General features: G+C 66.8%; 11 protein-coding genes and 1 pseudogene. 6 read left to right on the top strand and 6 right to left on the bottom strand.

All coding sequences use genetic code 11. The features are described 5' to 3' along the window. Nucleotides 1–23 precede the first annotated feature (23 nt). Genes araH through I4484_RS06120 form a run of 4 tightly spaced genes read right to left on the bottom strand, consistent with a single transcriptional unit; the run spans nucleotide 24 to nucleotide 4,893 of the window. The gene (gene araH / locus I4484_RS06135; RefSeq protein ID WP_197450100.1) at nucleotides 24–1,034 is read right to left on the bottom strand and encodes an L-arabinose ABC transporter permease AraH; all 1,011 of its coding nucleotides are present in this window, start codon (nucleotides 1,032–1,034) and stop codon (nucleotides 24–26) included. Between the two features lie 56 nt (nucleotides 1,035–1,090). Beyond that, a complete protein-coding gene (gene araG / locus I4484_RS06130; protein ID WP_197450099.1) occupies nucleotides 1,091–2,584 on the bottom strand; it encodes an L-arabinose ABC transporter ATP-binding protein AraG in 1,494 nt (497 codons plus the stop codon). A 32-nt stretch (nucleotides 2,585–2,616) separates the two neighbouring features. After that, nucleotides 2,617–3,609, bottom strand: a complete 993-nt coding sequence (locus I4484_RS06125; protein WP_197450098.1) for an arabinose ABC transporter substrate-binding protein — start codon at nucleotides 3,607–3,609, stop codon at nucleotides 2,617–2,619. A gap of 54 nt (nucleotides 3,610–3,663) precedes the next feature. Further along, nucleotides 3,664–4,893, bottom strand: a complete 1,230-nt coding sequence (locus I4484_RS06120; RefSeq protein ID WP_197450097.1) for an aldose epimerase family protein — start codon at nucleotides 4,891–4,893, stop codon at nucleotides 3,664–3,666. A gap of 156 nt (nucleotides 4,894–5,049) precedes the next feature. On the opposite strand from I4484_RS06120, the gene I4484_RS06115 reads away from it, so the two are divergent. After that, the gene (locus I4484_RS06115) at nucleotides 5,050–6,006 is read left to right on the top strand and encodes a LysR family transcriptional regulator (RefSeq protein ID WP_197450096.1); all 957 of its coding nucleotides are present in this window, start codon (nucleotides 5,050–5,052) and stop codon (nucleotides 6,004–6,006) included. Between the two features lies 1 nt (nucleotide 6,007). On the opposite strand, the gene I4484_RS06110 is transcribed toward I4484_RS06115, so the two are convergent. Next, the gene (locus I4484_RS06110; RefSeq protein ID WP_197450095.1) at nucleotides 6,008–6,934 is read right to left on the bottom strand and encodes a Gfo/Idh/MocA family protein; all 927 of its coding nucleotides are present in this window, start codon (nucleotides 6,932–6,934) and stop codon (nucleotides 6,008–6,010) included. A gap of 136 nt (nucleotides 6,935–7,070) precedes the next feature. On the opposite strand from I4484_RS06110, the gene I4484_RS06105 reads away from it, so the two are divergent. The 5 genes from I4484_RS06105 (at nucleotide 7,071) to I4484_RS06085 (ending at nucleotide 12,674) form a co-directional block, all read left to right on the top strand. Beyond that, nucleotides 7,071–8,099, top strand: a complete 1,029-nt coding sequence (locus I4484_RS06105) for a TRAP transporter substrate-binding protein (protein ID WP_197450094.1) — start codon at nucleotides 7,071–7,073, stop codon at nucleotides 8,097–8,099. Nucleotides 8,100–8,166: 67 nt separating this feature from the next. Next, nucleotides 8,167–8,763 carry a TRAP transporter small permease subunit gene (locus tag I4484_RS06100; RefSeq protein WP_197450093.1) on the top strand — a complete coding sequence of 199 codons (597 nt, stop codon included), beginning with the start codon at nucleotides 8,167–8,169 and terminating at the stop codon, nucleotides 8,761–8,763. Beyond that, the gene (locus I4484_RS06095) at nucleotides 8,763–10,064 is read left to right on the top strand and encodes a TRAP transporter large permease subunit (protein WP_197450092.1); all 1,302 of its coding nucleotides are present in this window, start codon (nucleotides 8,763–8,765) and stop codon (nucleotides 10,062–10,064) included. The genes I4484_RS06100 and I4484_RS06095 overlap by 1 nt, the downstream gene beginning before the upstream one ends. Before the next feature lie 28 nt (nucleotides 10,065–10,092). Beyond that, nucleotides 10,093–11,079 (top strand): AraD1 family protein, encoded by a 987-nt coding sequence (gene araD1 / locus I4484_RS06090; protein WP_197450091.1) that lies wholly within the window; start codon nucleotides 10,093–10,095, stop codon nucleotides 11,077–11,079. Between the two features lie 17 nt (nucleotides 11,080–11,096). Then, complete coding sequence (locus I4484_RS06085) at nucleotides 11,097–12,674, top strand: aldehyde dehydrogenase (NADP(+)) (protein ID WP_197450090.1); 1,578 nt, start codon at nucleotides 11,097–11,099, stop codon at nucleotides 12,672–12,674. 21 nt (nucleotides 12,675–12,695) lie between these two features. Here the strand turns inward: I4484_RS06085 and I4484_RS06080 are convergent. Then, a pseudogene (locus I4484_RS06080) lies at nucleotides 12,696–13,148 on the bottom strand (amino acid deaminase); the annotation flags it as partial. Between the last annotated feature and the right edge of the window lie 13 nt (nucleotides 13,149–13,161).

The following is a 13,161-nucleotide window of genomic DNA, read 5'->3' as shown; positions in this document are numbered from 1 at the left end:
CGAGGTCTCCTGAAACCGAAGGATCATGCACGCTGACGTCGGGTCTGCTTCCAGCGGTCGAACATCACCGCCAGCAGCAGGATCGCGCCGCGTACCAGGTACTGATAGAAGGTGGGAACGTTGAGCAGGCCCATGGCGTTCTGCACGCAGCCCATGATCAACACACCCACCAGCACGCCGGTGATGGTGGCCACGCCGCCGGAGAGCGCCACGCCGCCCAGCACGCAGGCCGAGATGACGGCCAGCTCCAGGCCCATCGAGGTATTGGGATCGCCGAGCCCCATGCGCGAGGTGAGCAGCACGCCGGCGATGCCCGCCACCACGCCCTGCAGGCCGAAGACGATGACCTTGAGCCGGCGCACGTTGACCCCGGCCAGCGCCGCCGCCTCGGGGTTGCCGCCGGTGGCCAGCACGTTGCGCCCGAAGGCGGTCATGTTGAGCAGCACACCGAAGATCACGAAGCAGGCGATCATGGTCCACACCGGCAGCGTCAGGCCGAGGAAGGAGGCGCTGCCGAGATCGAAGAACTCGGGTACGGTGATCATCACCGCATCGCCGCCAGAGGTGATGTAGGCCAGGCCGCGCACGAACTCCATGGCGGCAAGCGTGGCGATCAACGAGTTGATGCCGAACTTCGCCACCACGAAGCCGTTGAAGGCGCCCACCGCGCCCCCGGCGAGCACGCCGCCGAGCACGCCGATCGTCACGCTGCCGGAGGTCGAGGTGACCACGGCGGCGACGACGCCGGCGAAAGCGACGATGGAGGCCACCGACAGGTCGACCTCGCCCAGTGCCAGCACCATCATCATGGTGGTGGCGATGGTGCCGATCAGGGTGATGGAGAGCAGCAGGCCCACCATGTTGCGCCCGGTGAGGAAGCCCGGGATGAATACGGCCAGCGCCACGAACAGGATCACGAAGATGGCGATCAGGCCGGAGGTGTCGAGCAGGGTGCGCAGGGGCTTGGGCAGGCCCCGGCGCGGGGGCGCCGCCGTCGTGCCGGCATCAGCCCCGGTGAGTTTTTGGGTTGTCATGTCATGTCCCTCGGATGGCTCTTATCGAAGTACTTACGATGTCCGTGGCGATCGGCTCAAGCGGGCAGCGCCAGCCCCAGCAGGCGCTCCTGGGTGGCCTCCCGGCGCGGCACGATGTCGATCAGCGCGCCGTCGCGCATCACGCCGATGCGGTCGCAGATGGAGCTCACTTCGGCCAGGTCGCTGGAGATCACGATCACGCTCTTGCCCTGCTCGGCCAGCTCGTAGAGCAGGGTGTAGATGTCGCGGCGAGCCCCGACGTCGATGCCGCGGGTCGGCTCGTCGACCACGAACAGGTCGATCTTCTCGGCCAGCCAGCGCGCCAGGATCACCTTCTGCTGGTTGCCGCCGGAGAGCGTGCCGATGGGCGTGCGCGGCCCCGGCGTCTTGATGCTCAGCCGCCGGATATACGCCTCGGCGTTGGCACGCTCGCGCCGCGGGTCGCGCAGCAGCCCCCAGCGCTTGAAGAAGCGCCGGCAGCTGATGTTGAGGTTGTCGGCCACGCTGGCCACCGGAAAGATGCCCTGCGACTTGCGATCCTCGGGGCACATGGCGATGCCCTGGCGAATGGCTTCGCCGGTACTGGCGAAGCGGCGCGCCACTCCCTGGAAGCGCACTTCGCCCGCCCTGGCGGTCTCGGCGCCGCACACCAGCCGCATCAGTTCGCTGCGCCCGGCCCCTACCAGGCCGAACAGGCCGAACACCTCGCCGCGCTTCACCTCGAAGCTGATCGGCGCCTTGAGCCCCCGGCCTTCGATGGCGTCGATCTCCAGCACCACCTCGCCCTGCTCGCGCTCGCGGTAGCCGTAGACGTCCTCGATATCGCGACCGACCATCTCGCTGACCAGGGTGTCGTGATCGAGCGCGTCGAGGCTGTCGTGGGTGCGGATGTGCCTGCCGTCACGGAACACGGTGACCGCATCGCACATCTTGAAGACCTCCTCCATGCGATGCGTCACGTAGAGCACTACGCGCCCCTCGTCGCGCAGCCGGGCGACGATGCGCTCGAGCTGGCGCGTCTCCTGTACCGACAGGCTGCTGGTCGGCTCGTCGAAGGCGATGATGCGGGCATCGCGCAGCAGCGCACGGCCGATCTCGATCATCTGCTGCTGGCCGATGGAGAGGTCGCGCACCTTGGTCGAGGGGTGAATGCCACCTTCGCCGAGTTCCTCGAGGATGCGCATCGCCCGATCGCGCAGCCGCCGCCGGTCGATGAAGCCGAGGCTGGCCGGCAGCTGGCCGAGCAGCAGGTTCTCGGCCACCGACATGTTGGGCGCCAGCGTCAGCTCCTGATAGATGATGGCGATGCCCTGGCCGAGCGCCTCGCGGGCATTGGCGAACACATGGCGCTCGCCGTCGATCCACAGCGCTCCTTCGCTGGCACGGTTAACGCCGCTGAGCACCTTGAGCAGCGTCGACTTGCCGGCGCCGTTCTCGCCCATCAGTGCATGAACCTGGCCGGCATGGACCCCGAAGCTGACCTGGTCGAGCGCGCGCACGCCGGGGAAGACCACGCTGATGCCGTCGAAGCGGAGAAAGGGTTCCGTCATGGTGCACTCCCGGTCATCGTGATCCGTCACGTTCACAGCCCGAGTTCGGCGCGCACATCCTGCCAGTTGTCGCGCGTCATCAGGGTGCCGGAGGTTTCGGTGTTGGCCGGCGGCTCCTCGCCCTCGGTGATCCAGCGATAGAGATTTTCCGCGGTTTGCTGCCCATGCTGGGTGGAACTCACCGCCACCGTGCCGTGGAAGCCGGTCGGATTGCTGCGCGAGAACTCGGCGAAGGCCGCGCCGGAACCGTTGATGCCCACGCCGATCACGTCTTCGGGAGCCAGGCCGTACTGCTCGGTGGCGCGCACGCCGCCCAGCACGCTCTCCTCGTTGAGGGCGTAGATGATCCAGTGCTCGAAGTCCCCGCGCTGGGAGATCACCGGCGAAGCGGCCGAGAAGGCGCTGCTGGTATCGGTGTTCTGCTGGGGCGCGTCGAAGATGTTGTCTTCCGGGAACCCCCACTCCAGCAGCACGTCGGTGGCACCGTCGGTGCGCTCCTTGGCGGTGGGCAACTCGTAGTTGGTGATGCGCAGCGCGGCGACCTCCTGCGGGTCCCAGCCGCGCGCCTCCATCTCGGCGGCCAGCGCCTCGCCGACCTGCTGACCGATCTTGTAGCCGGACATGCCCAGGTGCGGCACTTCCTCCATGGGCTCGCCGTCGCCGCCCACGAAGCGGTCGTCCACCGTCACTACCTTCATGCCATACTGCTCGGCGCGGTTCATGATGGCCGGCCCCAGGCGCACGTCGGGCGGGCAGATGACGAAGCCCTGGGCGCCCTGGGAGTTGAGGTTGTCGATGGCGCTGAGCACCTCCTGGCCGTCCTCGCCGCCCAGCCGGACGACGCGGAAGCCCAGCTCCTCGCCCACCTGGGTCGCCGCTTCCTGCTCGTTGATGAACCAGGCCTGCTCGGGTTTCTTGACGATGAAGCCGATACGTACGTCATCCTGCGCCTGGACAGCGCCCACTGCGGTGAGTGTCAGAGCGCCACCCAGCGTCAAACGGGAAAGTGTGGTTGCGATTGGCATGTCGTCCTCCTGGAGTCTCTACGGGGTGTTGTTGTTGGTGTTCGAACTCATGCCTCACGAGTCCGGGGTCTCCTGGGCGGAGAATCGATAGATCGTGCGCGAGCGATAGGTCTCCCCCGGCTCGAGAACGGTGCTGGGAAAAGCCTCCTGATTGGGCGAGTCGGGGAAGTGCTGGGTCTCCAGCGCGAACCCCGAGCGATGCTCGTAGGCCTGCCCCTTTTTGCCCGTCAGGTCGCCGGCGAGGAAATTGCCCGAGTAGAACTGGATGCCCGGCTCGGTGGTGAGAATCTCCAGCAGCCGTCCGCTGTCCGGCTCCCAGACCCTGGCGGCCAGCACGGACTCACTGGAAGAAGCGCCCTGCTCGGCGAGCACGAAGTTGTGGTCGTACCCCTTGCCGAACGCCAGCTGCTCGTTGTCCTGCCCGATGCGCTCGCCGATCGGCGTCGGCTGGGTGAAGTCGAACGGTGTGCCTTCGACCGAGCGGATTTCGCCGGTGGGGATCAGCGTGTCGTCCACCGGGGTAAAGGCGTCGGCGTTGATCATCAGCCGGTGGTCGAGAATGCTGTCGCCGCCCTCTCCCTCGAGATTGAAGTAGCTGTGCTGGGTGAGGTTGACCGGCGTCGCCTTGTCGGTCGTGGCCCGGTAGTCGACGATCAACTCGTCGGCGTCGGTCAGGGTGTAGGTCACCTCCGTCTCGAGCCTGCCCGGATAGCCCTCCTCGCCGTCCTCGCTGGTATAGCGAAGTGTCAGGCCGGCACCTTCGTTGCTCTCGAACGGCTCGGCCTGCCATAGCACCCTGTCGAACCCCTGCTGGCCACCGTGCAGATGGTTGGCCCCGTCGTTGGTCGCCAGGGAGTGGGGTTCGCCGTCGAGAGAGAACTGGCCACCGGCGATGCGGTTGCCGTAGCGGCCGATCAGCGCGCCGAAGTAGGGATTGGCCTGACGATAAGTATCGGAGAGATACTCCTCCAGCGAATCGAAGCCCAGCACGATATCGTCGAAGTCGCCGTCGACATCCGGCGTCTTCAGCGAAAGGATGATGCCGCCATAGTTGATGACACGCATCTCGATGCCATTGGCGTTGGTCATGCGGTAAACGTCGACCTGGCGGCCGTCGGGCAGCTGGCCGAACGATGACTTGTCGAGGCTACGCGAGGTGGTGCCGTTGGTCGTCGACTCGGCGCTGCCATGGGCCTCGGCCACGCCCAGCATCAGCATGACGGCGCCGGCACTCAGCAACAGGGGCGAAACGGCACCGCGCATCGAGGCGTAGGTGAGTGACATGATCTGTCTCCTTGATCTTGGAATTGTTGTTGTCGGTACGACATGTCGTCGCGGATACCGTCGCTACAGTAGACAGCCATGACATAACCAACCAATATGCAGTGGTCGATAAATCGATATCAAAATTATTATTTCCAGAAGAGGCGGAGGGGCGCCATGCGCACGCTGGGTGACGACTGGTTCCTGCAAGCACGACTAAAGTTGCGCCATCTCCAGCTCTTTCTGGCCCTCGACGAGCAGCGCAACCTGCATCGCGCGGCCGCCCAGTTGGGCATCAGCCAGCCGGCGGCCTCGAAGCTGCTGGGGGATGTCGAGTCTCAACTGGGCGTCAAGCTGTTCGACCGCCACCCACGTGGGCTCGAGCCGAACTGGTACGGAGAGGTCATGGTCCGGCATGCCCAGGCCATGCTCTCTGAGCTTCACAATACCGGCGAAGAGTTGAACGCCCTGTTCGAGGGCAATGCGGGCAAGGTGGCCATCGGCACGGTGATGGCGCCGGCGGTGACGCTTCTGGCCAGCGCCATCGAGCGGGTGCACCGAAGCCACCCCAGGCTCAAGGTCAGCGTCGAGGTCGACGTCAGCAAGCGGCTGGTGCCGCGGCTGCTGGAAGGGGAACTCGATTTCGCCATTACCCGGATACCGGCCGGCTTCTCGTCCGAGCCGTTCGTGTTCGAGGAGATCGGCGAGGAGGAGATCTGCTTCGTGTGTCGCGAAGGACACCCGCTCTCGGGAGCCGATCCGCTGACGCTAGCGGCCATGGCCGCCTACCCGTGGGCGCTACAGCCCCAGGGGGCGCTGATGCGCCAGCGGGTCGACGCGCTGTTTCTCCACTATGCCGTCGAGCCGCCAGCACAGGTCGTCGATACCACCGACATCCTGGTGGCGCTGGCGTTGATCGATCGCTCGGACACGATCACCGCCACCACGCGTCAGGTGGCCGACCTGCTGTGCGCCCCGACGCGCTTTCGCATCCTGCCTTTCCACCAGCGGCTCAGCGTGCAGCCATTCGGCCTGGTGAGCCTGAGACGACGCCGGCCCTCCCCGGGGGCGGCAACGCTGATGGGCATGGTGCGTGAACTGGTGGCTCATCAGCGCCAGCAGGGGCTTATCTAGTTCACTCGATAAAGGGCTCGGTCGGCTCGCGCCAGGCGGCGAGGCAGGCATCCGCCACGTGCCGCAGCGGGGCCAGGTCCACGTCGCTGCGTCGCTGCCGGACCAGTTCGGCGAAGCGGGCGTAGAGGCCCGGATACTCACGCTCCTCGGCGTCGAGCAGGCACTGGCCGTCGAGCTCCAGCCGGCAGCCGCCCCGCAGCAGGCTGAGCCGCCCCGCCTCGGTCTCGACGTGAATGCTCCAGATCGGCGGGCTCGGCTGGCGGAAATCGAAGTCGGCCACGATCGGCGTGCCCTCGGTATCGCCGAAGGTCAGCGCCGCGGCGATCGGCGCCTGGCAGTTGCTTGGCACCCACAGCCGCGCCTCGCGCAGGAAGAAGGCGCGAGGCAGTATCTCGGTGATGATCGACAAGGCATTGATGCCGGGGTCGAAGACGCCCATGCCGGCCGGCTCCCAGATCCACGCCTGACCGGGATGCCACACCCGCACGTCTTCCCGCCAGTCGATCTCGACCCGCCTTATACGGCGATCCCGCAACCAGTCGCGCGCCTGCTCCACGCCCGGGGCAAAGCGCGAATGCCAGGCGGCGAACAGGGTGCGACCCTGCCGCTCGGCCAGCTCGACCAGATCCTCCACCTCGCTCAGGGTCGCCCCGGGCGGCTTCTCCAGCAGCACGCTCCTGCCCTGTTCCAGGGCGATGCGCGCCTGGGAGTAGCGCAGGTGCGTCGGCGTGCAGATGGCCACTGCTTCCAGTTCGGGATGCGCCTCGAGCATTTCACCCAAGGCGGTGTAGCCGGGTACCGGCGCGTGGCGGGCGTGGGGATCCGCGGTCGCCACCAGCTCGTAACCCCGGCTCCCGGCCAGCGCCGGCAGGTGCTGGTCGCGGGCGATCTTGCCCACCCCGACCAGGCCGATCTTGATGCTTTGCATTGCCAAATCCTTTGGTTCATGACGAGAAATTCGTTCACGCCAGTGTAGATGACACGACTAAAGTTTATGTTGAACATGGATGCTATATGTTCAACATATAAGCGGCCCACCACAACAAACAACCCCTGGAGCCCGTATGTCTCATTTCACATCTCGCCTTTCGCGCGCCGGCATCGTTGGCTCGGCTCTGCTGCTGGGTCTCTCTACGGCTCATGCCGCCGAATACGAATGGTCCTTCCAGGCCTCGGAGACCTCCGGCGAGCCCAGCTTCAAGATCAAGCAGGAGTGGGCCGAACGTATCTCCCGCATGACCGATGGACGTATCGAGATCGAGGTCATGCCGATCAACGCCGTGGTCGGCCCCACCGAGACCCTGGATGCGGTGAGTTCCGGCATCCTGCAGGGCCATATGACCGACCCCAGCTACTTCTCGGGCCAGGACCCGGCGTTCGGCATGCTGGGCAACCTGGTCGGCGCCTGGCAGAACCCCTACGACTTCCTTGAATACATGAAGCACGGCGGCGGCGAGGAGCTCTACAACGAGCTGGTCGAGCCCTACGGCGTGCACCTGATCGGTGCGGCCACCTTCCCGCTCGAGTCGGTGCCCTCCACCGTGCCGATCGAGACGCTCGATGACTTCGAGGGCCTCAAGATCCGCGCCCCGCAGGGCATGGTATACAACGTCTTCGAGCGCATCGGGGCCAGCCCCGTCAACCTGCCCGGCTCCGAAGTCTATACCGCGCTGGAGAAGAAGGTCATCGACGCCGCCGACTCCACCGTGCTCTCCAACAACGACGCCATGGGCCTGCACGCCTTCGCCCCCTACCCGCTGTACCCGGGGTTCCATTCGATGCCGATGATCGCCGTGTCGATCAACAAGCAGATATGGGACGACCTGCCCGAGGACCTGCAGGCGACTCTCGAGACCGCCTTCGACGGCATGGCCTACGACCTGATCGCCCGGCTCAAGGCCCAGGACATCGAGACCCTGCAACGCCTGCAGGAGGACCCGGACGTCCATCCCTTCGACCTGCCCGCCGAAGAGCGTCGCAAGTTCAGTGCCGCCGCGGAACAGGAGTGGCAGGAGTGGGCCGGCGAGAACGAGATGACGCAGAAGATCTACGACTCGGCCACCGCCTTCCTGCGCTCGCGCAACCTGCTCTGACCCAAGCACCGGCAACCGACGCGGGCCGCCAGCTTCTGGCGGCCCGCAACGCCTATCGAGACTCGCCATGTCGCAGCCACAACATGACCCCAAGCCCCTGCCCGAACAGGAACTCGCCGACATCGTGGAGCAGGTCGAGGACGCCTCGCCCGAGCGCAATGCCCTCGACCGCCTGGTATCGCGGGGCGCACGGGGCGCCGCCTGGATGATCCTGCTGGCCATGGCCATTAGCGTGGTCGAGGTCTTCCTGCGCTATGGATTCGGCTCCCCCACCTCCTGGGTGCACGAAAGCGTGGTGTTCCTGATCGCCATCAGCTTCGCCCTGGGCGGCCCCGCCGCCTTGGCGCGCAACAGCCACATTCGGGTCAGGGTCCTCTACGACAACGTCGGCCCCCGTCTCAGGGGCTGGATGGATCGCTTCAACGACCTGGTGACCCTGGGCTTCTGTCTGGCCATGAGCTATGCCGCCTTCACCATGTTCTGGAAAGCCTCGCATAACCCGCTCGGCGAGTGGCGCCTCGAGCGCTCCGGCACCTCGTGGAACCCGCCCTTTCCGGCCCTGGTCAAGGGCGCGATCCTGTTCGCCCTGGCCCTGATGACGCTGCAGGCGCTGCTGCACCTGGCCCAGTCGTTGCGGGCCCGCCCCGGTCGGGAGGTGCGCTGATGGACATCTCGACCGCGACCCTGCTGATGGTCGGCGCCATCTTCGCGTTGCTGGTGACCGGCCTGCCGCTGGCTTTCATCACCGGCCTGGTGGCAATGGCCTTCACCTTCGGCTGGTTCGGCGAGACCGCCCTGCCGCTGGTCACCAGCCGGGTCTACGGCTTCATCACCGAATACTCGCTGGTGGCGGTGCCGATGTTCGTGCTGATGGCGTCGCTGCTCGACCGTTCCGGCATCGCCAAGGACCTGTTCAACGCCATGCGCGTGTTCGCCGGCCGCCTGCCCGGCGGCGTGGCGGTGCAGACCATCGTGGTGGCGTTCTTCCTGGCGGCGCTCTCGGGTATCATCGGCGGCGAGATCGTGCTGCTGGGCATCCTGGCGCTGCCGCAGATGCTGCGCCTGGGCTACGACAAGCGCCTGTCGATCGGCGTGGTATGCGCCGGCGGCGCGCTGGGTACCATGATGCCGCCGTCGATCGTGCTGATCATCTACGGCCTGATCGCCAGCGTTTCCATCGCCGAGCTGTTCACCGCCGCCGTCACTCCCGCCGTGATCCTGATGGGCTCCTATATCGCCTACGTGCTGGTGCGCTGCCTCAAGAACCCCGACATGGGGCCGCCGCTGACCGAAGAGAGCCAGGACAACCCCTTCGCCAACAGGCTCGACGCCGCCAAGGCGATCCTGCTCCCCGGGCTGATCGCCTTCCTGGTGCTCGGCACCATCTACGGCGGCATCGCCTCGGTCACCGAGGCGGCGGCCATGGGCGTGTTCGGCGTGATGCTGGCGATCGTGGTGCGCCGGGAATTCTCGCTGGCCATGCTGCACCACAGCCTGGGCCAGACGCTGAATACCTGCGGCATGATCATCTGGATCGGCATCGGCGCCGCCGCTTTGGTCGGGGTCTACAATCTGATGGGCGGCAACCGCTTCGTCTCGGGCCTGATCCTCGGTCTCGAAGTGGCGCCGATCGTCGTCATCCTGGTAATGATGGGCATCATGTTGGTGCTCGGCCTGTTCCTCGACTGGATCGGCATCGCCATGCTGGCCCTGCCGATCTTCCTGCCCATCGTCACTGAGCTGGGCTTCGATCCGATCTGGTTCGGCATCCTGTTCGCCGTGAACATGCAGGTCTCGTTCCTGTCACCACCGTTCGGCCCGGCAGCGTTCTATCTCAAGAGCGTGGCCCCCCCGGAAGTCTCTCTCAAGGACATCTACCTTTCGGTATTGCCGTTCATGCTCATCCAGCTCTGCGTGCTGGCCGCCCTGCTGCTGTGGCCACAGCTGGCGATCTGGCCGCTCTGAATACCGTTCAACACGAGGAAACCGCCATATGCGCCTGATGCAATGCGAGTACCAAGGCCAGGCCCGTGCCGCCCGGGTCGAGAGCGACCGTGAGGTTCGCCTGCTCGACGTTGACACCTATACGCTGTCCCGCCGCGCCATCGCCGCGGGACAGTCGCTGGCCGACGCCGTCGAGGCAGCACTGACCGAGACCCGCCTCGACTACCAGCGACTGGTCGACGAGAAACGCCTGCTGCCGCCGCTGACCCATCCCGACCCGGCCCACTGCCTGGTCACCGGCACCGGCCTCACCCACCTGGGCAGTGCCGATACACGCTCGGCCATGCATGCCAAGGCCCAGGTCAGTGAGGCCGAGCTCACCGACTCCATGCGCATGTTCAAGCTCGGCGTGGAGGGCGGCAAACCACAGGCCGGTGGCGTCGGCGCCCAGCCGGAGTGGTTCTACAAGGGCGACGGCAGCTGCGTCGTCGCCCCCGAGGCGGAAATGCCCGTGCCACCCTTCGCCGAGGACGCCGGCGAGGAGCCGGAGCTGGCCGGGCTCTATGTGATCGGCGACGACTGCCGGCCCTGGCGGGTGGGCTACGCCATCGGTAACGAGTTCTCCGACCACGTGACCGAGCGCTTCAACTACCTGTGGCTGGCCCACTCCAAGCTGCGCGCCTGCAGCTTCGGCCCGGAACTTTTGATCGGTGAGTTGCCCAAGCATCTGGTAGGCACCAGCCGAATCGTGCGCGGCGGCGACACCCTGTGGGAAAAGCCCTTCCTCACCGGCGAGGCCAACATGGCCCATAGCCTGGCCAACCTGGAATACCACCATTTCAAGTACCCGGGCTTCCGTCGCCCCGGCGACGTGCACGTACACTTCTTCGGCACCGCCACCCTGAGCTTCGCCGACGGCATCCAGACCCGGGATGGCGACCGCTTCGAGATCGCACTGAGCGAATTCGGCCGCCCCCTGCGTAATCCACTACGCTTCGAGGCAGACAAGCCAACCATCGAAGTGAAATCGCTCTGAGCAGCAAGGAGTTCGTTATGCCCCTGGAAGGCAAGATGCTGATCGGCCGCGAGGCCGCAAGCGGCAGTTCAAAGCCCATCCACGCCGTCAATCCCGCCACCGGCGAGCGCCTGGAGCCCACCTACGTGGGCGGCACCCAGGCCGAGGTCGAGCGCGCCTGTGAGCTGGCCGAGGCGGCCTTCGCCACCTACCGCGAGACGACGCTCGAAGCGCGCGCCGCCTTTCTCGAGACAGTCGCCACTGAGATCGAGGCCATCGGCGACGAACTGATCGAACGCGCCATCGCCGAGACCGGCCTGCCCCGGGCGCGCCTGGAGGGCGAGCGCGGCCGCACCTGCGGCCAGCTGCGCCTGTTCGCCAGCGTGGTGCGCGCCGGCGAGTGGCTCGACGTGCGTGTCGATCCGGCGCTGCCCGAGCGCGAGCCGATGCCCCGCGCCGACCTGCGCCAGCGCCACATTCCGCTCGGCCCCGTCGCCGTGTTCGGCGCCTCGAACTTCCCGCTGGCCTTCTCCGTGGCCGGTGGCGACACCGCCTCGGCACTGGCCGCCGGCTGCCCGGTGATCGTCAAGGGCCACTCCGCCCACCCCGGCACCTCCGAGCTGGTCGGGCGTGCCGTGCAGCGCGCCGTCGAGAAGTGCGGGTTGCCCGAGGGGGTGTTCTCGCTGCTGTTCGGTTCGGGCCGCGAGATCGGCCAGGCGCTGGTCAGTGACCCGCGCATCCAGGCGGTGGGCTTCACCGGCTCCCGCAGCGGCGGCACGGCGCTGATGAAGACCGCCCAGGCCCGCCCGCAGCCGATCCCGGTCTACGCCGAGATGAGCTCGATCAACCCGGTGTTCCTGCTGCCCGAGGCATTGCGTGCCCGTGGGGCCAAGATCGCCGAGGGCTTCGTCGCCTCGCTCAACATGGGCGCCGGGCAGTTCTGCACCAACCCGGGCCTGGTCATCGCGGTGAAGGGCGCCGAACTCGATGCCTTCGTCGAGGCCGCGGGCGACGCGGTCAAACAGAGCGCCGCCCAGACCATGCTCACTCCGGGCATCCATGACGCCTACCAGCAGGGCGTGGGCCGGCTCTCGTCGAACGACAAGGTCAGGGAAGTCGCCCGCGGCCAGGTGGGCGAATCGGCCCACCCGTGCCAGGCGGGGCTTTACGTCACCGCGGCCGGGGACTTCCTCGCGGATACCGAACTGCAGGAGGAGGTGTTCGGCGCCACCTCGCTGGTGATCGAGTGCGCCGATCAGCACGAGATGCGCCAGGTCGCCTCCCAGCTCGAAGGCCAGCTCACCGCCACCCTGCAGATGGACGACGCCGACCAGGACGCGGCGAAGGCGCTGCTGCCGATCCTCGAGCGCAAGGCGGGGCGGATCCTGGCCAACGGCTGGCCGACCGGGGTCGAGGTCTGCCACGCCATGGTCCACGGCGGCCCCTACCCGGCGACCTCCGACTCGCGCAGCACCTCGGTGGGCAGCGCGGCGATCTTCCGCTTCCTGCGCCCGGTGTGCTACCAGGCGCTGCCGCAGGGACTGCTGCCCGAGGTGCTGCGTGACGGCAACCCCTGGGGGGTGTCACGGTTGGTCGATGGCAAACGCGAGGCATGAGAAGCGAGCGTCCCAGGGCGGCTAGAAGCAGGTTGCCAGGCTGTCCTGGACCTCCAGCGCCTCGTTCACCAGCAGCAGATGACGCCACTTGTCAAAGGTGAGGCATGGATGGGAGGCGCCGACGGCGACGATATCGCCCACGGCGATATCGTTGGCGTCTCCGGGCAGGTACACGAAGGTGTGCTGGTCCATCAGCTTGGCCACCTGCCACCCCGTCACGGAGAGCGTTGCGTCCGGCGCGCCCCCTTCGCGGTAGCGACGCAGGGGCACCGGCAGCTGGTCGTGGCCGATGTCGCGCTTGCCCAGGGCGACGATCGCCAGGCCAGGCTCGGGCAGCGATTGCACCTGGGCGAAGACCTCCAGTGCGGGCTCGAGCCCGTGCTGCAGATCGGGGCGCTGCATCAGCACATCGCGCTGGGCCTCGCGGTAGAGGCCGTGATCGTGCACCACGTAGCAGCCCGGGCGCAGCACCGGCACGTCGGCAGGC

This window comes from Halomonas sp. SS10-MC5 (assembly GCF_015992245.1).
GTDB lineage: Bacteria > Pseudomonadota > Gammaproteobacteria > Pseudomonadales > Halomonadaceae > Halomonas > Halomonas sulfidoxydans.
This window is presented reverse-complemented; position numbering and strand designations above follow the sequence as displayed.

Coding starts and splice junctions, on each gene's coding strand:
- I4484_RS06110 (WP_197450095.1), bottom strand. CDS start 6,934: ATGCAAAGCATCAAGATCGGCCTGGTCGGGGTGGGCAAGATCGCCCGC.
- I4484_RS06115 (WP_197450096.1), top strand. CDS start 5,050: ATGCGCACGCTGGGTGACGACTGGTTCCTGCAAGCACGACTAAAGTTG.
- araG (WP_197450099.1), bottom strand. CDS start 2,584: ATGACGGAACCCTTTCTCCGCTTCGACGGCATCAGCGTGGTCTTCCCC.
- I4484_RS06100 (WP_197450093.1), top strand. CDS start 8,167: ATGTCGCAGCCACAACATGACCCCAAGCCCCTGCCCGAACAGGAACTC.
- I4484_RS06095 (WP_197450092.1), top strand. CDS start 8,763: ATGGACATCTCGACCGCGACCCTGCTGATGGTCGGCGCCATCTTCGCG.
- I4484_RS06085 (WP_197450090.1), top strand. CDS start 11,097: ATGCCCCTGGAAGGCAAGATGCTGATCGGCCGCGAGGCCGCAAGCGGC.
- araH (WP_197450100.1), bottom strand. CDS start 1,034: ATGACAACCCAAAAACTCACCGGGGCTGATGCCGGCACGACGGCGGCG.
- araD1 (WP_197450091.1), top strand. CDS start 10,093: ATGCGCCTGATGCAATGCGAGTACCAAGGCCAGGCCCGTGCCGCCCGG.
- I4484_RS06125 (WP_197450098.1), bottom strand. CDS start 3,609: ATGCCAATCGCAACCACACTTTCCCGTTTGACGCTGGGTGGCGCTCTG.
- I4484_RS06120 (WP_197450097.1), bottom strand. CDS start 4,893: ATGTCACTCACCTACGCCTCGATGCGCGGTGCCGTTTCGCCCCTGTTG.
- I4484_RS06105 (WP_197450094.1), top strand. CDS start 7,071: ATGTCTCATTTCACATCTCGCCTTTCGCGCGCCGGCATCGTTGGCTCG.